Genomic DNA, 22744 nt, shown 5'->3' with positions numbered 1-22744 from the left:
CGAGTCTACGCGCGCGGGGCGTGCCACTTCTGCTGGGCGTCGAGCAGGCCCCGGGTCACCACGTCCTCCGTCGCGTCGGCGGCATCGCCGAGCAGGTTCGGCAGCGCGCCGCGCTCCGTGGACGAGAACGGCTTCAGCACGAAGTCGGCGGCGTCCTGCCGGCCGGGCGGGCGCCCGATGCCGATGCGCACGCGCGTGTAGTCGGGGCTGACGGCGGCGCTGATGTCGCGCAGGCCGTTGTGGCCGCCGTGGCCGCCGCCCTGCTTCAGCCGGACGGTGTCGAACGGCAGGTCGAGCTCGTCGTGCAGCACCACGAGCCGCGAGGCGTCGAGCGAGTAGAACTTCAGCAGGGCCGCGACCGGTCCGCCGGAGAGGTTCATGAAGCTGGCCGGCTTCGCGAGGATGAGCTTCGCGGCGCCCGGAGCGACCCGGCCCTCCGCGACCGCGGCACGGGCCTTGTGCAGCCGGAAGCTCGCGCCGATCCGCTCGGCGAGCACGTCGAGCGCCATCTGGCCGACGTTGTGGCGATGCGCGGCGTAGTCGGGCCCGGGGTTCCCGAGCCCGACTACGAGCCACACATCTGCGGAGATGATCTCTCCGAACTACTCGGCGTCGCCCGCGGCGTCGGCCTCGGCCTCGGCCTCGCCCTCGGCGGCTTCCTCGCCCTCGGCCTCGTCGGTCTCACCGAGGTCGGCGACGGCCGGCACGGTGATGTTGACGACGAGCGTCTCGGGGTCGCTGACCAGCGCGGCGCCGGTCGGCAGCGTGAGGTCGGAGGCGTGGATCTGCGATCCGGCCTCGAGGCCCTCGACCGAGACGGTGATGCTCTCGGGGATGTGGGTCGCCTCGACCTCGAGCGACAGCGTGTTCGCGTCGAGCGCGACGATCGTGCCGACGGCGGGCTCGCCCTCGACGTGCACGTAGACGTCGACGGTGACCTTCTCGCCCTTGCGGACGACGATCAGGTCGACGTGCTCGATGATCTGGCGCACCGGGTCCTTCTGCACGTCCTTGACGAGCGCGAGCGAGGGGGTGCCGGCGATGTCGAGCGTCAGCAGCGCGTTCGACTTGCGCAGGATCAGCGCGGTCTCGTGGCCCGGCAGCGTGAGGTGCTGCGGCTCGGTGCCGTGGCCGTAGAGCACGGCGGGGATCTTGTGGTCGGCGCGGATGCGGCGGGCCGCTCCCTTGCCGAATTCGGTGCGAACCTCGGCAACGAGGTTGTTGTCGTCAGACATTGCTCTCTCCTGAATGGGCCCAGGGCCCGTGTGTTGGTCAACTCGAACGCAGACTGCGTGAGGACGACACGGGATCTTCTCCCGGGGCCAGCCCACCGCGTTGATCACGGATGCGTGCGCATCCCTCGCCGAAGTTCGCCCTCACTCTACATCAACCTTTTTCAGGAGTTCGTGTGACGGATGAGGCGGATGACCGCTCGACCGGTGACTCCTGTCACTTTGGTCACACCAACTCCTGAAATCGGTGCGGAGGGGTCAGTAGAACTCGCGCGTGTTGACGCGGTTGATGAGCGGCTCGCCGTCGAGGAAGCGGCGCGCGTTCTCGACGAACAGCTCCGCGATCAGGCGAGGCTCGTCGGTGCTGATCGCGGCGGTGTGCGGCGCGATGATCGCGTTCGGCAGATCCCACAGCGGGCTGTCGGCGGGAAGCGGTTCGACGTAGGTGACGTCGAGCACCGCGAGACCGACCCGGCCGTCGGTGAGCGCCTCGACGAGCGCCGGCTCGTCGACGGTCGTCCCGCGCCCGACGTTCACGATCGTGATGCCGGGTTTCGCGGCGGCGAGCACCTCGCGGCTGAGCATCTTCTCGGTCTCGGCCGTGCCGGGCAGCGCCAGCACGATCGCGTCGACCTCGCTCGCGACGCGCGCGAGGTCCTCCACCGGGAAGATCTCGCTGACACCGGGCGCCTCGACGGGGCGGCGATGGACCCCGACCACGCGGAAGCCCAGCTGCGCGAGCTTCTCGGCGGTGTGGCGGCCGATCGAGCCGAGGCCGACGACGGCGACGGTCGAGTCGGCGGCGCGGCCGAGCGCTCGACGCGGCGCCCACTCGCGGCGGCGCTGGGTGGCCTGCAGCCAGGGCAGCTGCTTCGCCCCCGCGAGCACGCCGAAGATCGCGAACTCGGCGAGCGGAGCCGCGTGCACGCCGGCGGAGGTGGAGAACGCGATGCGCTCCAGCGCCTCCTCGGAGAGGTTCGCGGCCTTCACCTGCTGGCCGCCGCCCGCGGGGATCGTGTGCACCCAGCGGAGCTTCGGGTTCGCGGCCACGGTGCGCGCGAGCGCCTTGCCGGAGTGGTCGGGTACCCCGTAGAGCGCATCCGCCGAGTCGACGAGCTGCTCGAAGCGCGCCTGGTCTTCCGGGGTCCGCTTCGACCAGGTCATCCAGTCGACGCTCGGCTCGGCGAGCAGTTCGGGCGCGTGCACGAGGTCGATGCGCGGCTCGCGCTCGACGATCATCGCGGCGTCCGCGGGGAACAGAGGAGTCGCAACCACGACGCGAAGGCGAGCTGAGGTGTCCATGTGCTCCCAGGTTACCGATCCGGCGCGCGCCTAGTCCTCGTCGAGGAGGTCGAGCGGCAGGTTCGGGGCGAGGCGCCGCAGGCTCTGGAAGGTCGGCACCAGGTGCGTGTAGAGCTCGGCGAACACCGGCAGCAGCTGGCTGTAGACGGCGAGCGCGCGCGGCTCCGGCCGAACGGAGTCCTCGACGGGGATCAGCTCGTCGACGATGTCGATCGAGTCGATCAGCCCGAGCGCCTCCATGCCGAGCAGCGCCGCGCCGAAGCTCGAGCCCTCCTGCCCCTCGGCGAAGTCGACCGTCATGCCGAGCGCCGCCGCGAGGACGCCCCGCCAGAGGTCATTGCGCGTGACGCCGCCGGTGGCTCGCACGTGCGTCACGTCGAGGCCCGCGGCGCGCATCGACTGCAGCACGAGCGCGAGCTGCAGGCAGACGCCTTCGACCGAGGCGCGCAGCAGGTGCTCGCGCCGATGGCCCCGGGTGAGCCCCAGGTACGCGCCGGTCGGCAGCGCGCTCCAGTGCGGGGCGCGCTCGGACAGCAGGTACGGCAGCATGATGAGCCCGCCGGAGCCGGGCTGGGCGCGGGCGGCGAGCTCGAGCAGTTCGGCCTCGCTGCCCTCGCCGAGTTCGGGGGCGAAGATGCCGCGAGCCCAGCCGAGCGTCGCTCCCCCGTTGTTGATGGCGCCGCCGACGACCCAGCGGTCCTCGGTGAGCGCGTAGCAGAACACGCCGCCCTGCGGGTCGACCGCGGGGCGGTCGACGCCGACGCGCAGTGCGCCGCTGGTGCCGATCGAGCAGGCGGCGACGCCCGGGCGCACCGCCCCGACGCCGAGGTTCGCGAGCGGCCCGTCTCCCGCGCCGACCACCACCTCGAGGGTCTCGGGAAGTCCCATCGCCTCGGCCGCCTCGGGAGTGAGTCCGGGGAGCACGTCCCGCGTGCGCACCAGCTCGGGAAGCTGCTCCGGCGACACCCCGGCCAGGGCCAGCGCCTCCGCATCCCAGGCGAGCTGGTGGATGTCCATCAGCCCGGTGCCCGAGGCGAGCGAGTGGTCGATGACGAGCGCGCCGCACATGTGCACGAGCACCCAGTCCTTGATGCCCACCCAGAACGCCACCGACTCGTGCAGCTTGGGCTCCATCTCGCGGAACCAGATCAGCTTGGTCAGCGGCGACATCGGATGGATGGGGGTGCCGGTTCGGCGATGCAGCGCGAGCCCGTTCACTCCGCCCCGCAGCCGCTCGGCCTGCGGCGCCGCACGCGTGTCGCCCCAGGTGATGACCGGGGTCATCGGCTCGTAGAGCGGGCCGAGGCCCATCAGGCTGTGCATCGCCGAGGAGAACGAGATGCCGCGCACGCGGTCGGCGCCCACCTCGCGGGCGACGTCCGCCACCGCTCGGTAGGCGGCGGCGAGGATCTGCTGCGGATCCTGCACCGCATAGCCGGGGTGCGGGGTCTGCAGCTCATAGCCGTGCGAGGCCTGAGCCAGCTGACTGCCGTCCGGGGTGAAGGCGACTGCCTTCGTGCTCGTGGTGCCGAGGTCGAGGCCGATCACGACATCGCGCACGGCGGCTGCGCCGGTCATCTCCGAATCCTCTCAGGCGGCGGGGTCGTCGAGCCAGGTCGAGACGAGCACCTTGCCGCTCGCGCTCGAATCGCGCGCGATGTCGAAGGCCTCCGCCGCCGACGTCGCCGGAATCACCTGGGTGACCACCGAGGCCACGGCGGGCTCGGCCGCCAGGATGCGGATCGCCTCGTCGATCTCGTCGACGAAGCGGAAGACGCCGTGGATGCTGATCTCCTTCGAGATCGCCGGGGCGAGGTTGATCGGTCGCCCCTCGTCGGGAACCATGCCGATCTGCACGACGATGCCGCGGCGTCGCGCCGAGCGGAACGCCTGCGAGATCGCGGGTGCGGCGCCGGAGCACTCCAGAACCACATCGAAGGCGTTCTCGGGAATCTCCTCGACGCCGATCTGGATCGTGTGGTCAGCGCCCACGGCCCGGCCGCGGGCGAGCGGCTCGGGCAGCAGGTCGGTGATGGTGACCTCGGCGGCGCCGCGGCTCTTGGCTGCGGCGACCGCGAGCAGGCCGATCGGGCCGGCGCCGGAGACCAGCACGCGCTTGCCGGCCACGTCGCCCGCGCGCGTCACGCCGTGCAGCGAGACGGCGAGCGGCTCGGCGAGCGCGGCGGCCTCGAGCGAGAGCCCCTCGGGCACGACGCGCACCATGCGAGCCTCGACGATCAGGAACTCGCTCATGCCGCCCTGCGTGTGCGGCGTCGTGGAGGCGCTGCCCAGGTACGACCCGCCCGGCCACAGGTTCGGCGCATCCTCGATGCCCGCCTCGCTCTGGCCGAAGCGCGCCGGGTGCACCGTCACCGGGGTTCCGGGCGCCCAGGTGCCGCTCGGGTCCAGGTCGACGCGGCCCGAGAGCTCGTGCCCGGGGGTCAGCGGCTCCTTCACGACGAACGCGCCGTTCGCGCCCTCGAAGTAGTAGTGCAGGTCGGAGCCGCAGATGCCGACGTAGTGGACGCGGATGCGCACCTGGCCCTCGCCGGGCTCGGGCAGCGGGACCTCGCGCTCGACGAGGTCGAGCTTGCCGTCGATGTAGAGCGCCTTCACGGCATCCTCCTGAAGTTGTGGTGCGGGAGCGCCGCGCGGGCGCCCGGGATTCGGGTCAGACGACCGAGGTCATTCCGCCGTCGACGAAGATGTTCTGGCCGCTGACGAAGTCGCTCGCGGGCGAGGCGAGATAGATCAGGGTGCCGGCGAGCTCCTCGACCTGACCCCAGCGACGGGCCGGCGTGCGGTTCTCGAGCCAGGCGGTGAACTCCGGATCCTCGACGAGGGCCTTGTTCATGTCGGTGGCGAAGTAGCCCGGCGAGAGCGTATTGACCTGGATGTTGTGGCGCGCCAGGTCGGCGGCCATGCCGCGGCTGAGCTGGGCGACGCCGGCCTTGGTGGCGCCGTAGGGGGCGATCGTCTGCCGCGCGAGCTGCGACTGCACCGAGGCGATGTTGATGATCTTGCCGGAGCCGCGCTCGACCATGCCGGGCGCGACGAAACGAGAGACGTAGAAGACGCCGGAGAGGTTGCCCGCGACGAGCGCATCCCAGTCGGCGACCGGGAACTCGGCGAACGGCGCACGACGCTGCAGGCCCGCGTTGTTGACGAGGATGTCGGGCACGCCGACGCGCTCGACCAGCTCGGCGATGCCGGCCTCGACCGCGGCGGCGTCGGTGACGTCGAAGATCACGAGCTCGGGGCGCGTGCCGTGGCTGCGCTCGATCGCGTCGGCGGTCTCCTGCAGGGCGCTGGCGTCGCGGCCGTGGATGACCAGGCGCGCCCCGGCGTCAGCGAGGGCGAGCGCGAGGCCGCGCCCGAGGCCGCGCGAGGATCCGGTGACGAGGGCGAGCTTGCCGCCGAGGTCGAACGAGGTGGTCATGGTGTCTCTCCGAGTTGCCGAGTGAGGGTGCGGCGGGAGCGGGCGTGTGGTGATCGCACGCTCCCGCCGCGACAGGGTGGGTGCGGGCTAGACCATCGAGCCCACGGCGAAGACCAGCAGCGCGGCCACGAATCCGGCGAGGGATTCGATGGTCTGCTGCACGGTCCAGGTCTTCAGGGTGGTCTTGACGTCCATGCCCATCAGTCGACCGACCAGCCAGAAGCCGGAGTCGTTGACGTGACCGGCGAAGACCGATCCCGCCGCGGTCGCGATGACGACGGCCGCGAGCTGCAGCGGGTTGAAGCCCGCCGCGATGACCGCCGGGGCGAACAGGCCCGCCGCGGTGACAAGCGCGACGGTGGCCGAGCCCTGCGCGACGCGCAGCACGACGGCGGCGACGTAGACCGCCACGATGAGCGGCAGGCCGATGTCGCTGAGCACCTCCGCGAGCGCGGTGCCGATGCCCGAGGTGCGCAGCACGCCGCCGAACATGCCGCCGGCACCGGTGATGAGCACGACCGAGCAGATCGGGCCGAGCGCCGTGTCGAGGATGCGCTCGAGCGCCGTGCCGTTCACGCCGCGACGGCGTCCGAGCACGAAGGCGGCGACGAACACCGAGATGAGCAGCGCGATCGAGCTGGTGCCGATGAGCGTCATGGCCTGGTACCACCAGGTGGTCTCGTTGACGACGCCGACGGAGCGCAGCGAGTTGAGGCCGGTGTTCATCAGGATGAGCACGAGCGGCAGGGCGAGCAGCGCGATGACGGTGCCGGCCTTCGGCGGGTTCGTGGGCTCGACGTCGTCTTCGGGGCCGCCGAACAGCGACAGCACGGGAAGCGGAATGCGCTTGTTGATGAACTTGGCCCACAGGTAGCCGGAGAGGTACCAGAGCGGGAACGCGATGATCAGTCCGACGATGAGCACGATGCCGAGGTCGGCGCCGTAGTACTCGGTGGCGGTGATGGGGCCCGGGTGCGGGGGCAGGAAGATGTGCATCACCGAGAAGCCAGCGGCCGCCGTGATGCCGTAGAGCAGCATGTTCTTGCCGCCGAGGCGTCGCGCCACCGCGAACACGATCGGGAGCATGACGATGAGGCCCGCGTCGAAGAAGATCGGGAAGCCCATGACGAGCGAGGCGATGCCGAGGGCGAAGGGGGCGCGCTTCTCACCGAAGACGTCGACCATCTTGTCGGCGAGGATGCGGGCGCCGCCGCTGGCCTCGACCAGTCGCCCGAGCATCGCGCCGAGCCCGACCAGCAGAGCCACGGAGCCCAAGGTCGAGCCGAACCCGGAGATCAGGACGTTGGCGACCTGGCCGATCGGGATTCCGGCGACGATCGCCGTCGCCAGCGAGACGAGGACGAGGGTCAAGAACGCATGAACCCGGAACACGATGACGAGCACCAGGATCAGGGCGATCGCGCCGGCAGCGATGCCGAGCAAGGGACCAACCTCGAGGGTCTGTGTCCAATCTTCCATTGAGACTTCTCCGTTGAATTGATGGAATCGGCGCGCGAATCCGCGCGTCGGGGTGTGTGCTCGGCTCGACGGCGCCGACAATGGCGTCGCGTCCCGGAACAGTGGGAGCCACTGTGGCATAATGATCATACTTTTACAACTAGATGATCATATTTTTAGATTGACGTCAGCGACGACGGAAGATGAGCAGATGACAGGCACCGCACACGGCCGGGGATCGCACAGCGATGTGCTCGAGACCCTCGGCCGCCGCATCGCCACCGGCGAGCTGCCCGAAGGTCGGATCCTCACCCTCGCCGACCTCGAGCTCGAGCACGGCGCCAGCCGGACGGTGATCCGCGAGGCCGTGCGGGTGCTCGAATCGCGCGGCATGCTGGCCTCCCGTCGGCGCGTCGGCATCACCGTCCGGCCGCACGGCGAATGGGATGCCTTCGACGCCGCGGTCATCCGCTGGAATCTCGCCGGCCCGCGTCGCCAGGAGCAGCTCGCGATGCTGACCGAGCTCCGCGGGGCGATCGAGCCGACCGCCGCGCGCCTCGCCGCGGTCCGCGCGAGCTTCGACGACCGGGCCCGCCTCCGTCAGCTCGGCGACGAGCTGGACGCGCTCGGCCGGCGCGGCCTCGGCGCCAGCTCCGAGTATCTCGAGGTCGACGTCGCCTTCCACCGTCTGCTGCTGGAGGCCTCCGGCAACGCCATGCTGGCCCAGCTCGCCGTCCCCGTCGAAGAGGTGCTGCGCGGTCGAGCGGCGCTCGGGCTCACGCCCGCGATGCCCGCCGAGGGCACCCTCGAGAACCACGTCGCCACCGCCGCCGCGATCTCGGCGAGCGATGCGCACGCCGCCGAAGCGGGGGCGCGCACCTACGTCTCGCTCGTCGCACTCGAGGTGGGTGACCTCGCTCGCGGGGAGCGCCCGCGCGAGGCGGGCTAGGCTGAAGCGGCTGTCCGCAGCCCCGACCTCCCGACACACATCGGGCCCAGAATCACAAAAGGAGTGACGTGCCAGAGCAGTCGAAGGCCAACATCGGCGTCATCGGATTGGCGGTGATGGGCTCGAACTTGGCCCGCAACCTCGCCAGTCGCGAAGGAAACACCGTCGCGGTATTCAACCGGTCGTATGAGAAGACCGAGACCCTCGTCACCGAGCACCCCGAGGCCGGCTTCGTCCCCGCGAAGACCTACGCCGACTTCGCCGAGTCGCTCAGCACGCCGCGCACCGCGATCATCATGGTGCAGGCCGGCCGCGCCACCGACGCCGTCATCGACGAGCTCGTCAAGGTGTTCGAGCCGGGCGACATCATCGTCGACGGCGGCAACGCGCTGTTCACCGACACCATCCGTCGCGAGAAGGCCGTCCGCGCCACGGGGATCAACTTCGTCGGCGCCGGCATCTCCGGCGGCGAAGAGGGCGCCCTGCTCGGCCCCTCGATCATGCCCGGCGGCTCCGCCGAGGCCTGGGTCACGCTCGGCCCGATCCTCAAGTCGATCGCCGCGGTCGCCGAGGGCGAGCCCTGCGTCACCCACGTCGGCACCGACGGCGCCGGCCACTTCGTCAAGATGATCCACAACGGCATCGAGTACGCCGACATGCAGCTCATCGCCGAGGCCTACGACCTGATCCGTCGCGGCACCGGCAAGAGCCCGGCCGAGATCGCCGACATCTTCGCCGAGTGGAACCGCGGCGAGCTCGAGAGCTACCTCATCGAGATCACCGCCGAGGTGCTGCGCCAGGTGGACGCCGAGACCGGCGCGCCGCTCGTCGACGTCATCCTCGACCAGGCCGGCGCCAAGGGCACCGGCGCCTGGACCGTGCAGTCGGCGCTCGACCTGGGCATCCCGGTCTCGGGCATCGCCGAGGCCGTGTTCGCCCGCTCGCTCTCCTCCAAGCCCGCGCAGCGCGCCGCTGCCGCCGACCTCCCCGGCCCGGCCGAGGAGTGGACGGTGACGGATGTCGACGCCTTCGTCGAGGACGTGCGCCGCGCGCTCTACGCCTCGAAGATCGTCGCCTACTCGCAGGGCTTCGACGAGATCATCGCCGGTGCCGAGGAGTACGGCTGGGACATCCAGAAGGGCGAGATCGCCAAGATCTGGCGCGGCGGCTGCATCATCCGCGCCCAGTTCCTCAACCGCATCACCGAGGCCTACGCCGAGAACCCGGGCCTTGTCGCGCTGCTCACCGCGCCGTACTTCCGTGAGGCGCTCACCGGCGCCCAGGAGGCCTGGCGTCGCGTCGTCGTGGCGGCCGCGCAGGCGGGCATCCCCTCGCCGGCGTTCTCGTCGTCGCTGTCGTACTACGACGGACTGCGCGCCGACCGCCTGCCGGCCGCGCTCGTGCAGGGTCAGCGCGACTTCTTCGGCGCGCACACCTACAAGCGCGTCGACAAGGACGGCACCTTCCACACGCTGTGGTCGGGCGACCGCAGCGAGATCAGCGCCACCGACGCGCACTAGTCGGTCTCGAAACGCCGAACGGGCGGTGCTGCCACCACGCAGCACCGCCCGTTCGCGTTTCTCCCCTCCCGCACCGATCAGTCGGTGTGGAAGACCTCAGGAAGCTCTTTCCACCACTCGCCCTCGGCGCGGTCGTCGAGCGGACGCTGCAGGGGCTCCTGCACGGCCCACCAGCGCTGCGTCTCGGGGTCGGCGGCGATCGCGGCCATGTCGGCCTCGTAGTCGTCGCCGGTGTACTCGAAGTACGAGAACAGCAGGTCGCCGTGACGGTAGATCGAGTAGTTGTGGATGTTGCTGAGCGCCAGGCGCTCGAGCACGCTCGGCCACACCGCGGCGTGGTAGCGCTCGTACTCGGCGCGGTTCTCGGGCGGCAGCCCGATCACCTGGGCGACGCGCTTCACTGCTGCCGAACCCGCAGGTGGGTGACGCCGCCGTCGACCTCGAGCGCGGTTCCGGTCGTCGAGCCGGACAGCGGGCTCGCGAGGTACAGGATCGCTCCGGCGACCTCCTCCGGCGTGACCATGCGGCCGGTGGCCTGACGGGCGTCGAGCGCCGCGCGCTCCTTCACCGGGTCGTCGAACTGCTTGAGGAAGTTGTCGACGAACGGGGTCGCCACGGTGCCGGGGCTGACCGCATTGACGCGGACGCCCTCCCGCACGTGGTCGGTCGCCATCGCGTAGGTGAGCGAGAGCACCGCGCCCTTGGAGGCGTTGTAGAGCGCGCGCTGCGGCAGCCCGTTGAGCGCCCCGATCGAGCACAGGTTGACGATCGCGGCGTTCTGCGAGGCGCGCAGGTGCGGCAGTGCGGCCGCGCTGACGCGGGCTATCCCGGTGACGTTGATGTCGAGCACGCGAGTCCAGTCCTCATCGGAGAGCTCTTCGACGGTGCCGATCGCCGAGATGCCGGCGTTGTTCACGACGATGTCGATGCCGCCGAACTTCTCGACCACCGCCGCGATCGCCGCGTTGACCGAGTCCCGGTCGGCGACGTTCGCGACGAAGCCGGTGAGCCGGTCGTCCGTCAGGGTCTCGGGCTTGAGGTCGAGCACGGCGACGTGCGCGCCCTTGTCCGCGAAGGCGAGCGCGGTCGCGAGGCCGATGCCCGAGGCACCGCCGGTGACGACGGCGACGAGGCCGTTGAATTCGCTGGTCATGCCTGCACCATCTCCTGTCGCGCACGGCCGAGGCCGTCGATCTCGAGTTCGACCACGTCACCCGCACGCAGGTACGGCTGGCCCTCGATGCCGAGCGCCACTCCCGCCGGGGTGCCGGTGTTCACGACATCTCCCGGGTGCAGCACCATGAACTGCGAGAGGTACCACACGATGTGGCGGATGCCGAAGATCATGTTGGCGGTGGTGCCGTTCTGACGCTCCACGCCGTTGACCCAGAGCCGCAGCCCCAGGGCCTGCGGGTCGGCCACCTCGTCGGCCGGCACGAGGGCGGGGCCGAAGGGGTTGAAGGTCTCGCAGCTCTTGCCCTTGTCCCACTGGCCGCCGCGCTCGAGCTGGTACTCGCGCTCGGAGACGTCGTGCGAGACGGCGTAGCCGGCGATCACCGCGTCGGCGTCCTCGGGCGAGTCGAGGTAGCGGGCCGTCGAGCCGATGACGACGCCGAGCTCGACCTCCCAGTCGGTCTTGACCGACTGGCGCGGGATGAGCACGTCGTCGAACGGCCCGACCATGGTCGTGGGGTCCTTCATGAAGATGACCGGTTCGTCGGGGATTGCCATTCCGCCCTCGGCCGCGTGGTCGGCGTAGTTCAGGCCGATGCACACGATCTTGCCGGGACGGGCGATCGGCGCTCCGACGCGCAGGTCCGCGGCGTCGAGCTCCGGCAGCTCGCCCTTCTCGAGGGCCGCCCGCGCGGCCGCGATGCCGCCTCCGGCGAGGAACGCGCCATTGATGTCGGCCGTGATCGGCCGCAGGTCAAAGCTGGCGCCGTCGTGCTGGAGTACGGGGATTTCGGACCCAACCGGGCCGAGACGGGCGAAGTTCACGTGTGGTGCTCCTTGTTTCCCGCGGGCCTGAACACCCGCGTCCGGTCACCACTGTACAAGAGATCAGATGAATACGGCCTCTCGCGGCGAGATTGCCCATCAGAACGTGCGAAGAACGGCCCCTGTCGGGTAATCGTCAAACCTAAGCCGACCGTTCGCGCCGTCAGAGGGCGAGTCGGGCGGGGTCGATGCGGTAGAAGTCGGCGGTCGTCCGCCCCAGCACCCGCTCCCGGTCCTCGCTCGAGAGCGAGGCGAGCAGCGGCGCCAGCCCCTCCCAGAGACGGGTGTAGCCGCCGGCGAGGATCGCGACGGGCCAGTCGCCGCCGTACATCAGCCGCGACGGGCCGAAGAGCTCGACCGCGCGATCGAAGAACGGGCGCACCTGCGCCGTGGTCCAGGCGTCGGGGGCACCCGTCGCCGAGTAGAGACCGCTCAGCTTGCCGAAGACGTTCGGGTTCTCGGCCGCGACCGCGATGAGGCTCCACCACGGCTCGCGGTCGGCGAGGCCGATCGGCGGCTTCGCGAGGTGGTCGATCACCATGCGCAGGCCCGGGTGCCGCTCCGACAGCACGGGGATGAGCTCGAGATGCCGCGGCAGCTCCGCCACGATGTCGAAGGCGATGCCGGCCTCCTCGAGCAGGCCGAGCCCCTCATTGACGTCCGGGCGCAGCAGCCAGTCCGGGTCGGGCTGATTGTGGATGAGCGTGCGGACGCCGACCATGCGCGAGTCCCCCTGCCAGCGCGCGAGCGTCTCGGCCACCTCGGCCGGACGTTCGAGCGGGGCGTAGCCGACGATCGCGGCGACCTCGGGATGCGCGTCCGCGGTGGCGACCATCAGCGCGGTGTCGTCCGCGTTGTCGGCCGCCTGCACCAGCACCGTCGCGTCGACTCCCACGGCCGCGAGCTCGGGCAGGAGCTCCCCCATGCCGAAGGCTCGGTTGATCGGTGCCAATTCGGGCCCGAGCCACGCGTACTCCGCGCGGGCGGGATCCCAGACGTGCTGGTGGGAATCGATGACGGGAAAGGCCATGGCTTACTCCTCGGCGAGACGCGCGTGGTCCGACAAATCAACACCGCAGCTCGGCCGCACAGGAGATGCGAGCCGAATCGACGCTGATTCATCCGATGAACATGCAACAACTCTACAATTGAGGGATGACCAACGCCGAGCGGCTCGACCCCAGTCGATCGCAGACCGATGTCGTGATCGACGGCATCAAGGCCATGCTGACGCGGGGCGAACTGCGACCCGGATCACGGCTCCCGATCGAGAAGGAGCTGGCGGCGATCCTCGGCGTATCACGCGGCTCGCTGCGCGAAGGCGTCCGCGCCCTCGCGACGCTCGGCGTTCTCGAGACCCGCCAGGGCGACGGCACCTACGTCACCGCCCTCGACCCGCTGACCCTCCTCAGCCCGCTCGGCTTCCTCGCCGACCTGCAGGCAGCCCGCGCACGCCGCCGACCTGCTCGCGGTGCGCCGCGTGCTCGAATCCGAGAGCGTCGCGATCGCCGCGACCCGGCTGACCGAGGGCGAACTCGAGGAGCTCGAGACGGTGCTCGCCGGAGTCGACGAGATCATTCGCGACGACCCCGACATGGATCTCGAGGGCTTCATCCAGGCCGATGCCGACTTCCATCGGATCATCGCGCACGCGAGCGGGAACCCCGCCCTGGCGGCGATCATCGACACCCTCGTGGGACGCACCTTCCGTGCGCGTCTGTGGCGCGCCGTCTCGCACCGGGGGTCGATCGCCGAGACGCAGCGCGAGCATCGCGCCATCCTCGCCGAGCTGCAGCGCCGCGATCCCGAGCGCGCCCGGATCCGCATGGAGGTGCACCTGCTCGGCGTCGAGGAGTTCAGCGCCGCGCACGCGGACGAGGACCCCGAGGCCCGCGCACCGGAGCCGACGGCGTAACCCGGGCGCGGCAGCGCCGCACCCGGGTTCGACCCGCTAGCGGGACGCCCAGTAGCTTCCGTTCGGGAAGCTGTACTCCGCCACCGAGGACTCGTGCATCTCGGCGCTGTAGCCGGGCAGCCCGGGCAGCGTGTAGTGCCCGTTCTCGACGATGCACGGGTCGGTGAAGTGCTCGTGCAGGTGGTCGACGAACTCGGTCACCCGGTTCTCGAGCGAGCCCGAGACGCACACGTAGTCGAAGATCGACAGGTGCTGCACGAGCTCGCAGAGGCCGACACCGCCCGCGTGCGGGCAGACCGGGATGCCGAACTTCTGGGCCATCAGGTACACCGAGAGGATCTCGTTGACGCTCGCCAGCCGCGCCGAGTCGAGCTGGCAGAAGTCGATCGCCTCGGCCTGGAACATCTGCTTGAACAGCACGCGGTTCATGCCGTGCTCGCCCGTGGCGACGCCGATCGGCGCGACCGCCTTGCGGATCGCGGCGTGCCCGAGCACGTCGTCGGGGCTCGTCGGCTCCTCGATCCAGAGCGGCTTGAACTCGGCGAGGCGCTCCATCCATTCGATCGCCTCCGGGACGTCCCAGACCTGGTTGGCGTCGATCATCAGGTTGGCGTCCCAGCCGATCACCTCGCGGGCGATGCGCAGACGGCGGATGTCGTCTTCGACGTTGCCGCCGACCTTGAGCTTGAGGTGGCGGTAGCCCTCGTCCACGGCCTCCTGGAGCAGGCGGCGGAGCTTCTCGTCGCTGTAGCCGAGCCAGCCCGCGCTCGTCGTGTAGCAGGGGTAGCCGCCGCGCGATTCGAGGTCGGCGATGCGCTCGGCGCGCGTCGACTCCTTCTCACGCAGGATCTCGAGCGCCTCCTCGCGGGTCAGCGCATCCGAGAGGTACTTCAGGTCGGCCGCGTTGACGATCTGCTCGGGCGTCATCTCCGCGAGCATGCGCCACAGCGGCTTGCCGGCGACGCGAGCGGCAAGGTCCCACATCGCGTTCATGACGGCGGCCATCGCGAGGTGCACGACGCCCTTCTCCGGGCCGAGCCAGCGCAGCTGCGAGTCGGAGGAGAGTGAGCGGTACACGCCGCCCAGATCGGCGACCGACTCCTCGACCGAACGGCCCACGAGCGCAGCACCGCGCTGGCGGGCCGCCTCGACGCAGAGATCGTTGCCGCGGCCGATCGTGAAGGTGAAGCCGTAGCCCTTCAGCTCGGGGTCGTCGGTGTGGATGACGACGTAGGCGGCGGAGTAGTCGGCGTCCTTGTTCATCGCATCCGAGCCATCCGCGTTCAGCGAGGTCGGGAAGCGCACATCGTGCGCGGTCACGGCGGTGATGATGGTCATGCTGAGTGTTCTCCCATGTTCGAAATCTCTCGGGTGAGGCCCGCGGCCACGAGCTCGCGCCAGACGGCGTCGGGAATCGCGGTCTCGTAGCGCTCGACGTTCTGTCGCGTCTGCTCGCCGCCGCGCGCGCCCATGACGACGGAGACCACCGCCGGGTGGCGGTAGACGTAGTTCATCGCCGCGGCGGGCAGCGTGACGCCGTGCGCCTCGCAGATGTCGGCGATCTGGTTGGCTCGCGCGATGAGCTCGGCGGGCGCGGGCCCGTAGTCGAAGGTCGCGTCGGGCTTGGGCCGTGCGCGTCCCAGGAGCCCCGAGTTGTAGACACCCGCGACGACGATGCCGACCTGGCGCTCGAGCGCGAGCGGCATCAGGTCATCGAGCGCCTCGCCGTCGAGCAGCGTGAAGCGGCCGGCGCACATCAGCAGATCGACGTCGGCGCGGCGGATGAGCTCGGCGAGCGGGGCGGCGAAGTTCATGCCCGCCCCGACCGCGCGCAGGACGCCCTGCTCGCGCAGCTCGATGAGCGCGCTGATGCCCTCGGTCGAGGCCTGCTCGAAGTGGTTCTCGGCGTCGTGCAGGTAGGCGATGTCGATCCGGTCGAGGCCGAGGCGCTCGAGCGACTGCTCGATCGAGCGGAGCACCGCGTCACGGCTGAAGTCGAAGACGCGCCGATGGTCGGCGGGCACGTCGTAGCTCTCATCGTCGCGCAGGTGCGCGCGCTCGGGACTCGGCACCAGCATCTTGCCGACCTTGGTCGAGATCAGGTACTCGTCGCGCGGGCGCGACCGAAGCTGCTCGCCGAGTCGACGCTCCGAGAGGCCGAGGCCGTAATGGGGTGCGGTATCGAAGTAGCGGATCCCCGCGTCCCACGCCGCGTCCACGGTCTCGACGACCTCAGCCTCGGTCGTTTCCCGGTAGAGATTGCCGAGTTGGGCTGCGCCGAGCCCGAGCTCCGTGAGCTCGAGTCCGCGCGCCGTCGCGCGAGTCCGCATAGTGATCCCTCCAAAGTCATCCGCCAGTCTAGGGGAAACATTGGATGTTTAGGGTCGCGCGTGCCCCGAACGCTCGCGAATGATCGTCCACAGCACTGATAGATCAGTTCTATCGACCGCGCTGGCATCCGAACGCCGTCAACGGTTTCGACTGACGTGGTCGCGTCTACCAGCGGGACGGGTCGCTGCCGAGCGCGCGCGGCGACCGCTCCCAGGCGAGCGGCGCACCGTCGATGCGGAATGGCGGCGCGGTGAGCTCCGCCTCGCCCCACGGCGAGTCGATCCGGATGCTCGCGGCGTCGAGCGCTCCGGCGACGGCGGGCGCGGTGCGATCGCCCGCAGCCCGACCGCGCGGCGCCGACTCCAGCTCGAGAGCGGTGCGCGCGAGCGAGAGCCGCGCCCGTGATCCCTCTTCGGTGCGGGCCCGCCGGGTGAGCCCGGCCAGCGCGGCCGCCGCCATCAGGTATCCGGTGGCGTGGTCGAGCGCCTGCACAGGGAGCGGCGTCGGCGCCGTCGCGCTGCCGTCGAGCAGCCCCGCCGCCGCGATCCCGCTCGACATCTGCACCAGGCTGTCGAAGCCCCGCCGCGCGGACCAAGGACCGGTGTGGCCGTAGGCGTCGAGCGAGACCTCGATGAGTCCGGGACGTGTGACCGCGCGCACCACGTCGCCGAAGCCGAAGGAGTCGAGGGCGCCCGGCCGGTAGCCGTGCACGAGCACGTCGGCGGTGCTCAGCAGTTCGAGCAGCCGGTCGCGCCCCGCGGGGTCGCGGCCGTCGACGAGGGCGCAGTGCTTGCCGAGAGTCATGTCGAGTTCGAGAGCGGGCTCCGCCCAGCCGGGCGGGTCGATGCGCAGCACGTTCGCACCGAGCCCGGCGAGCAGGCGCGTCGCCACCGGCCCCGCGAGCACCCGGGTGAGATCGAGCACGCGAAGTCCGGCGAGCGGGCGCTCGGCGCTCGGCGCCCACTGGCTCGCGGCCCCGCCCGCGTCGCCGGTGGCACTCCACGCCACGAGCGGCTCGCTCGCGACCGCGAGTCCCTGGGGATGCACCGCCCACTCGGCGGGCGTGCGCAGCTCGGCGGCGCAGCCGCCCTCCTCCACCACCGCGGTCTCGAGCTCGGCAGCGTTCCACACCGCGACCGCGGCGGCGACCTCGTCCCGCTCCCCCGCCACCCCGAGCACGCGAAGCGCCGCGGCGCGGTGATGCGGCGCGTTCGTGTGCAGCCGGATCCAGCCCGAGGCCGTCGCGTAGTCGCCGGCGATCGAATCCCACGGCGAGGGCAGACTCCAGCCGAGCGGTGAGACAGCGGTGCCGAACCAGGAGTCGGCGAGCCCCCGGTCGACGCGCACCGTCGGACGTGCGCCGGCGACCTCGGCGATGAGCTCGGCTGCCGCGCTCGCCGCGGCGGCGACCGACGCGGTGGCGAGAGCCGACACGGGGTAGCTCGAGGCGAGCCGGGGCTCCCCGACGAGGTGGACGGCGTCGGGATCGACGCGGCCGGGGTCGACCGCGTCGGAGTCGATGCCGAGCGCGGCGGCGAAGCGCTCCCGCATCCAGCCTTCCGCGTCGTCGACCATGATGCGACGCTACGCCCAAGCGGAGCCGCGGGCGAGAGCCGATCCCCGAGACGTGGACCGGCCACCTCGCTCCGCTAGCATCCGGGCGTGAGCAACTCCGCCGGTCTGACCCGCCGCCTCGGCACCACCGACGCCGTCGCGATCGGGCTCGGCTCGATGATCGGCGCGGGCATCTTCGCCGCACTCGCCCCCGCCGCCGAGGCGGCCGGCGGCGCGCTGCTGCTGGGGCTCGGCATCGCCGCGGTCGTCGCCATCGCCAACGCGCTCTCCTCGGCGCAGCTCGCCGCCCGCTACCCGGCCTCCGGCGGCAGCTACCTCTACGGGCGCGAGGTGCTCGGCCCGTGGTGGGGGTACCTCGCCGGATGGAGCTTCGTCGTCGGCAAGACCGCCAGCTGCGCCGCGATGGCGCTGACGTTCGCCGCCTACGCCGTGCCGCCCGAGTGGCAGAAGCCGGTCGCCGCCGCCGCGGTGCTGGCGCTCGCGATCGTCAACACGCTCGGGGTCACGCGCACCGCCCTCGCCGCCAAGGTGCTCGTCGTCGGCACCCTCGCGGTGCTCGCGCTCGTCGTGGCCGCCGGGTTCAGCGCCGCGCCCGCCCCGTCGATCGAGCTCGACCTGGCGCCGGGATCCGCATTCGGGGTTCTGCAGGCCGCCGGTCTGCTCTTCTTCGCCTTCGCCGGCTACGCGCGCATCGCGACGATGGGCGAGGAGGTGCGTGACCCCGCCCGCATCATCCCCCGCGCGATCATCATCGCCCTCGCCACCGCGCTCCTGGTCTACGCCCTCGTCGCGGCCGCCGCACTCGCCGCTCTCGGCCCGGAGGCGCTCGCGGGCAGCCGCGAACCGCTCGCCGACGTCGTCGCCGCCGCGGGCTGGGAGGCGGCGGTGCCGCTCGTGCGCGTCGGCGCGGCGCTCGCCTCGCTCGGCGCACTGCTGGCGATGATCGCCGGCATCGGACGCACGAGCCTCGCCATGGCGCGCGACTCCGAACTGCCCGGTGTGCTCGCACGCATCCACCCGAGGTTCCGCACCCCGTACATCGCGGAGCTCGGGCTGGGACTGCTGGTCGCGGTCATCGTGCTGATCGCCGATCTGCGCGGGGCGATCGCATTCTCCTCATTCGGCGTGCTGCTCTACTACGTCGTCGCCAACCTCGCGGCGCTGCGCCAACCTGCCGCCGAGCGCCGCTACCCGCGCGCGATCGCGGTCATCGGCGTCATCGGGTGCCTGGGCCTCGCCGCGACGCTGCCGCTGGTCGGCGTCATCGGAGGCGGCGTGGTGATCGTCGTCGGGCTGGCGGTGCGCGCCACGCGCCTCGGCGTCACCGCCCGGCGGGGTGACAGACTGTCGGGACGATGATCGACGACGCCAACCCCGAACTGTCGCAGCCGTCCCCGGACGAGCGGCCGGTTCGGCATCCGCTCGTGCAGCGCCTGCTGCGGGTCGTGATCGTGATCGGGGTGCTCGCGCTCATCCTGCCGTCGGTGCTCTCGGCGTTCACGACGCAGGCTCGCACGGCCGAGCTCGCCTGCCGCACGATCGTCAGCTCGTACCAGCTGCGCGGTGTGACCGCGGTGGCCAAGCTCGAGCTGATCGCTCCCGCGGGACCGGGCTGGTACTGCGTGGCGCGCGAGACCGACGGCACCGAGACGGTGCTCGCCTACCTGGGGCTGATCCCCGGGCTCAGCAATCTGCCGGAGCCGGGCGTCCCCGCCTAGTTCGGGTATCCCCTACGCGGCGCCGTCGAACATCGAGGTGACGGAGCCGTCGTCGAACACCTCGTGAATGGCCCGGGCGATGAGCGGGGCGATCGGCAGTACCTGCAGCCGGTCCCAGCGCTTCTCGTCCGGCACCGGCAGGGTGTCCGTGACGACCACCTGGTCGATGAAGGAGCTCTGCAGGATCTCCGGCGCGGGGTCGGAGAACACCGCGTGGGTGGCGGCGACCACGACGCCGGTCGCACCGTGATCCTTCAGCGCCTCGGCGGCGCGGACGATCGTGCGGCCGGTGTCGATCAGGTCGTCGACGAGCAGGCAGACGCGACCCTCGACCTCGCCGACGATCTCGTGCACCGTCACCTGGTTGTGCACCATCGGGTCGCGGCGCTTGTGGATGATCGCGAGCGGGGCGCCGAGCTTGTCGCTCCAGACGTCGGCGACGCGCACGCGGCCCATGTCGGGGCTGACGACGGTGAGCGTCTCGGGGTTGAGGCTCTGGCGGAAGTGCTCCAGCAGCACCGGCATCGCGAACAGGTGGTCGACGGGGCCGTCGAAGAAGCCCTGGATCTGCGCCGCGTGCAGGTCGACGCTCATGATGCGGTCGGCGCCGGCCGCCTTGAACAGGTCGGCGACCAGTCGGGCCGAGATCGGCTCGCGGCCGCGACCCTTCTTGTCCTGACGCGCGTACGGGTAGAAGGGGGCGACGACGGTGATGCGCTTGGCGCTCGCGCGCTTGGCCGCGTCGATCATGATGAGCTGCTCCATGAGCCACTCGTTGATCGGGCTCGTGTGCGACTGGATCACGAAGACGTCGGTGCCGCGCAGGCTCTCATCGAAGCGCGCGTAGATCTCGCCGTTGGCGAAGGTGCGGGCATCGGTGTGAACGAGTTCGGAGTCGAGCTCGGTCGCGATGTCCTCCGCGAGCTGCATGTGTGCTCGGCCCGATACCAGGACCAGACGCTTCTCACCCTGGATTTTGATGGCCGCCACGCCTCCGCCTTTCGCCCTCGGACTGTCAGTCTAGCGACCCGGCGTCCGGCTAGTTCGCCGACCCCTCCTCGGCCTGCGCGCGCGCGGCCGCGTCGGCCGCCGCCGAGCCCGGCCGATTGGCCGCGACCCAGCGCTCGACGTTGCGCTGCGGAGCCTGCAGGATCGCGAGCGCGCCGGCGGGCACGTCCTTGCGGATGACCGTGCCGGCCCCGCTGTAGGCGCCGTCGCCGATCGTGACCGGAGCCACGAACACGTTGTGGGAGCCGGTGCGCACGTGCGAGCCGACCGTCGTCGGGTGCTTCTTCACGCCGTCGTAGTTGGCGGTGATGGTGCCCGCGCCGATGTTCGAGCCCTCGCCGACGGTCGTGTCGCCGAGGTAGCTGAGGTGCGGGACCTTGCTGCCGGCGCCGATCTGCGAGTTCTTCGTCTCGACGAAGGTGCCGATCTTGCCGTCGGCGCCGAGCTGCGTGTTGGGGCGCAGGTAGGCGAACGGTCCGACGGTGGCGCGCTCCCCGATCACGGCGAGCGTCGCATCGGTGCGGGTGATGACGGCGTCCTCGCCGACCTCGCAGTCGAGCAGCGTCGTCTGCGGGCCGATGCGCGCGCCCCGCGCCACCGTGGTGGAGCCGGCGATGTGCGTGCCCGGCAGCAGTTCGACGTCTTCGGCGAGGGTGGCGCGCAGGTCGATCCAGGTGGTCGCCGGGTCGACGACGGTGACCCCGGCCAGCTGCCAGCCGCGCACGATCATCGCGTTCAGGCGCGCGGCGGTGCGGGCCAGCTGCACGCGGTCGTTGACGCCCTCGACGACCCAGGCGTCCGGAGCCGGAACCGCGGCGACCGGGTGGCCGGCCCGGCGCAGCAGCGCGACGACGTCGGTGAGGTAGCGCTCGCCCTGATCGTTCTGCGAGCCGAGCTGCGAGAGGTGCTCGCGCACGGCCGCGGCGGCGAAGACGTAGGTGCCGGAGTTGATCTCGGTGATCTGAAGCTCGTCGTCGGCGGCGTCGCGCTGCTCGACGATGCGATCCAGCGCGCCCGCCGCGTCGCGGATGATGCGTCCGTAGCCGGTCGCGTCATCCACGATGGCACTCAGCACGGTCGCCGCCGCGCCCTCGCCGCGGTGCGCCTCCAGCAGGGAGGACAGGGTCGCCACGTCCAGCAGCGGCACGTCGCCGCTGACGACGACCACCTCGCCCTCGAAGTCGTCGGGCAGCGCCGCCAGGCCGAGCTCGACGGCACGCCCGGTGCCGGGGATGTCGTCCTGGTCGACGAGGATCGCCTCGGGCAGCAGCTCGTGGATGGCGCTCGCGACGGCGTCGCGCTCGTGCCGCACCACCGTCACCACGAACTCGGCCGAGAGCTCGCGGGCACTGGCCAGCACGTGGCCGATGAGCGGCACCCCGGCGAGCGGATGCAGCACCTTGGGGCGGCGCGACTTCATGCGGGTGCCAGCCCCGGCGGCCAAGACGATCACGGCAAGACGGGAATCGGTCATGGGGTGATTCTCCCCTATCCGGCCGAGACCGCGCGGGGGAACGAGCGCACCGCACCCGTTCCCCCGCGCTGTCGAGTCAGTCGCGTGCGACCCAGGTCGAGAGCGCCTGCCACAGCGGCGCGTACCCGTCCCACTCCATGAACGGCGGCGGCGCCCAGTGCGGCGACATGTCGGAGGTGAAGACGCCGGTGCGTCCGGCTCCGGCCGTCGTCACCGCCACCAGCGGGTCGCCGGCCACGGTCGCCAGCAGCTCGGCGCCCTCGCGCGGGGTCGTGCGGTTGTAGCCGAGCAGCGCCGGCCACTCGGTGCCGACGCCGCCGAGCGCGGCGTGCTCGGGCGCCAGCACCTCGATCGGCGCGCCCTCGGGACGCTCGGCACGGTCGTCGGTGGTGAGCATTCCGACCGGCAGGATCTCGGCGAGCTCGGTGTTGGCGTAGTTGGCCTTCGCGTCGATGCCCGAGAACGAGAGGTAGCCGCCGACCATCAGCAGGCCGCCGCCCGCGAGGACGTAGTCGCGGATCGCGGTCAGCTTGTTCGGCTCGGAGGCGCTGCGCCCGAACACGGCGCGGCTCAGCAGGAGCGTGTTGGCGCCGACATCGCTGATGACGACGAGGTCGTACTCGGCGAGCGCCTCGGCGGTCGCCGGGAACGACGTCTCGATGGTGTGCGCCGGCAGGTGGGTGACGCTCCAGCCGTCGGCCTCGAGCGCCGCGCGGAACTCCTGCCCGCCCTCGACGTACTCGGTCGACGTGAAGCTGTCGAACCCCTTCTGGTGGATCATGTGGGTGGTCCAGGACTCACCGAGGAGGAGTGCGCTTTTCACGT

At 71.1% G+C, this 22744-nt stretch carries 22 protein-coding genes and 1 pseudogene; 6 read left to right on the top strand and 17 right to left on the bottom strand.

The features are described 5' to 3' along the window. Window positions 1-5: 5 nt before the first annotated feature. The 7 genes from pth to AC0L6Y_RS02100 form a co-directional block, all read right to left on the bottom strand. Window positions 6-578 carry an aminoacyl-tRNA hydrolase gene (gene pth, locus AC0L6Y_RS02130; protein ID WP_473554441.1) on the bottom strand — a complete coding sequence of 191 codons (573 nt, stop codon included), beginning with the start codon at window positions 576-578 and terminating at the stop codon, window positions 6-8. A gap of 24 nt (window positions 579-602) precedes the next feature. Beyond that, the gene (locus tag AC0L6Y_RS02125; RefSeq protein ID WP_473554437.1) at window positions 603-1235 is read right to left on the bottom strand and encodes a 50S ribosomal protein L25/general stress protein Ctc; all 633 of its coding nucleotides are present in this window, start codon (window positions 1233-1235) and stop codon (window positions 603-605) included. Between the two features lie 255 nt (window positions 1236-1490). Then, a complete protein-coding gene (locus AC0L6Y_RS02120; protein WP_473554433.1) occupies window positions 1491-2507 on the bottom strand; it encodes a D-2-hydroxyacid dehydrogenase in 1017 nt (338 codons plus the stop codon). 57 nt (window positions 2508-2564) lie between these two features. Continuing rightward, window positions 2565-4112 (bottom strand): gluconokinase, encoded by a 1548-nt coding sequence (locus AC0L6Y_RS02115; RefSeq protein ID WP_473554428.1) that lies wholly within the window; start codon window positions 4110-4112, stop codon window positions 2565-2567. Between the two features lie 12 nt (window positions 4113-4124). Next, window positions 4125-5150, bottom strand: coding sequence for an L-idonate 5-dehydrogenase (locus AC0L6Y_RS02110; RefSeq protein WP_473554424.1), 1026 nt, complete (start codon window positions 5148-5150; stop codon window positions 4125-4127). Window positions 5151-5205: 55 nt separating this feature from the next. Continuing rightward, window positions 5206-5973: an SDR family oxidoreductase gene (locus tag AC0L6Y_RS02105; protein ID WP_473554422.1), complete on the bottom strand. Its 768-nt coding sequence runs from the start codon at window positions 5971-5973 to the stop codon at window positions 5206-5208. Window positions 5974-6060: 87 nt separating this feature from the next. Then, a complete protein-coding gene (locus tag AC0L6Y_RS02100) occupies window positions 6061-7452 on the bottom strand; it encodes a GntP family permease (protein WP_473554418.1) in 1392 nt (463 codons plus the stop codon). A 190-nt stretch (window positions 7453-7642) separates the two neighbouring features. Here AC0L6Y_RS02100 and AC0L6Y_RS02095 point away from each other — a divergent pair, with 190 nt between their 5' ends. Together AC0L6Y_RS02095 and gndA are read left to right on the top strand one after the other, a co-directional pair. Further along, entirely contained in the window at window positions 7643-8380 is a 738-nt protein-coding gene (locus AC0L6Y_RS02095) for a FadR/GntR family transcriptional regulator (RefSeq protein ID WP_473554412.1), read from the top strand. Between the two features lie 116 nt (window positions 8381-8496). Then, window positions 8497-9900 (top strand): NADP-dependent phosphogluconate dehydrogenase, encoded by a 1404-nt coding sequence (gene gndA, locus AC0L6Y_RS02090; protein ID WP_473558618.1) that lies wholly within the window; start codon window positions 8497-8499, stop codon window positions 9898-9900. Window positions 9901-9977: 77 nt separating this feature from the next. Here the strand turns inward: gndA and AC0L6Y_RS02085 are convergent, their stop codons facing one another. From AC0L6Y_RS02085 to AC0L6Y_RS02070, 4 genes are all read right to left on the bottom strand, one after another. Beyond that, entirely contained in the window at window positions 9978-10301 is a 324-nt protein-coding gene (locus tag AC0L6Y_RS02085; RefSeq protein ID WP_473554406.1) for an L-rhamnose mutarotase, read from the bottom strand. After that, entirely contained in the window at window positions 10298-11053 is a 756-nt protein-coding gene (locus AC0L6Y_RS02080) for an SDR family NAD(P)-dependent oxidoreductase (protein WP_473554401.1), read from the bottom strand. Before AC0L6Y_RS02080 ends, AC0L6Y_RS02085 begins: the two co-directional genes overlap by 4 nt. Next, window positions 11050-11898: a fumarylacetoacetate hydrolase family protein gene (locus tag AC0L6Y_RS02075; protein ID WP_473554397.1), complete on the bottom strand. Its 849-nt coding sequence runs from the start codon at window positions 11896-11898 to the stop codon at window positions 11050-11052. The genes AC0L6Y_RS02080 and AC0L6Y_RS02075 overlap by 4 nt, the downstream gene beginning before the upstream one ends. 163 nt (window positions 11899-12061) lie before the next feature. Continuing rightward, window positions 12062-12928 carry an amidohydrolase family protein gene (locus AC0L6Y_RS02070; RefSeq protein ID WP_473554392.1) on the bottom strand — a complete coding sequence of 289 codons (867 nt, stop codon included), beginning with the start codon at window positions 12926-12928 and terminating at the stop codon, window positions 12062-12064. A 125-nt stretch (window positions 12929-13053) separates the two neighbouring features. Here AC0L6Y_RS02070 and AC0L6Y_RS02065 point away from each other — a divergent pair. Both AC0L6Y_RS02065 and AC0L6Y_RS02060 read left to right on the top strand, forming a co-directional pair. Beyond that, window positions 13054-13221: pseudogene (locus AC0L6Y_RS02065) on the top strand (GntR family transcriptional regulator); the annotation flags it as partial. Window positions 13222-13378: 157 nt separating this feature from the next. Beyond that, a complete protein-coding gene (locus AC0L6Y_RS02060; RefSeq protein WP_473554387.1) occupies window positions 13379-13813 on the top strand; it encodes a FadR/GntR family transcriptional regulator in 435 nt (144 codons plus the stop codon). Window positions 13814-13849: 36 nt separating this feature from the next. On the opposite strand, the gene AC0L6Y_RS02055 is transcribed toward AC0L6Y_RS02060, so the two are convergent. The 3 genes from AC0L6Y_RS02055 to AC0L6Y_RS02045 all read right to left on the bottom strand — a co-directional run bounded on the left by AC0L6Y_RS02055 (window position 13850) and on the right by AC0L6Y_RS02045 (window position 17719). After that, complete coding sequence (locus tag AC0L6Y_RS02055; RefSeq protein WP_473554382.1) at window positions 13850-15151, bottom strand: L-fuconate dehydratase; 1302 nt, start codon at window positions 15149-15151, stop codon at window positions 13850-13852. Beyond that, window positions 15148-16143, bottom strand: a complete 996-nt coding sequence (locus AC0L6Y_RS02050) for an aldo/keto reductase (RefSeq protein WP_473554377.1) — start codon at window positions 16141-16143, stop codon at window positions 15148-15150. Before AC0L6Y_RS02050 ends, AC0L6Y_RS02055 begins: the two co-directional genes overlap by 4 nt. Before the next feature lie 166 nt (window positions 16144-16309). Continuing rightward, a complete protein-coding gene (locus AC0L6Y_RS02045; protein WP_473554374.1) occupies window positions 16310-17719 on the bottom strand; it encodes a CoA transferase in 1410 nt (469 codons plus the stop codon). Between the two features lie 87 nt (window positions 17720-17806). On the opposite strand from AC0L6Y_RS02045, the gene AC0L6Y_RS02040 reads away from it, so the two are divergent. Both AC0L6Y_RS02040 and AC0L6Y_RS02035 read left to right on the top strand, forming a co-directional pair. Further along, window positions 17807-19078, top strand: coding sequence for an APC family permease (locus tag AC0L6Y_RS02040; protein ID WP_473554370.1), 1272 nt, complete (start codon window positions 17807-17809; stop codon window positions 19076-19078). Beyond that, complete coding sequence (locus AC0L6Y_RS02035) at window positions 19075-19437, top strand: hypothetical protein (protein ID WP_473554367.1); 363 nt, start codon at window positions 19075-19077, stop codon at window positions 19435-19437. Before AC0L6Y_RS02040 ends, AC0L6Y_RS02035 begins: the two co-directional genes overlap by 4 nt. A 12-nt stretch (window positions 19438-19449) precedes the next feature. Here the strand turns inward: AC0L6Y_RS02035 and AC0L6Y_RS02030 are convergent, their stop codons facing one another. From AC0L6Y_RS02030 to AC0L6Y_RS02020, 3 genes are all read right to left on the bottom strand, one after another. Further along, window positions 19450-20367 (bottom strand): ribose-phosphate diphosphokinase, encoded by a 918-nt coding sequence (locus AC0L6Y_RS02030; protein ID WP_473558614.1) that lies wholly within the window; start codon window positions 20365-20367, stop codon window positions 19450-19452. A gap of 109 nt (window positions 20368-20476) precedes the next feature. Next, window positions 20477-21919: a bifunctional UDP-N-acetylglucosamine diphosphorylase/glucosamine-1-phosphate N-acetyltransferase GlmU gene (glmU, locus tag AC0L6Y_RS02025; RefSeq protein WP_473554362.1), complete on the bottom strand. Its 1443-nt coding sequence runs from the start codon at window positions 21917-21919 to the stop codon at window positions 20477-20479. Between the two features lie 76 nt (window positions 21920-21995). Beyond that, on the bottom strand, window positions 21996-22742 hold the full coding sequence (locus AC0L6Y_RS02020) for a glutamine amidotransferase (RefSeq protein WP_473554356.1): 747 nt from the start codon (window positions 22740-22742) through the stop codon (window positions 21996-21998). Between the last annotated feature and the right edge of the window lie 2 nt (window positions 22743-22744).

The sequence above is a fragment of the Pseudolysinimonas sp. 10J20-29 genome (assembly GCF_055809595.1).
Note: the sequence above shows the minus strand (reverse complement) of the source record. Positions and strands in the feature narration are given on the sequence as shown.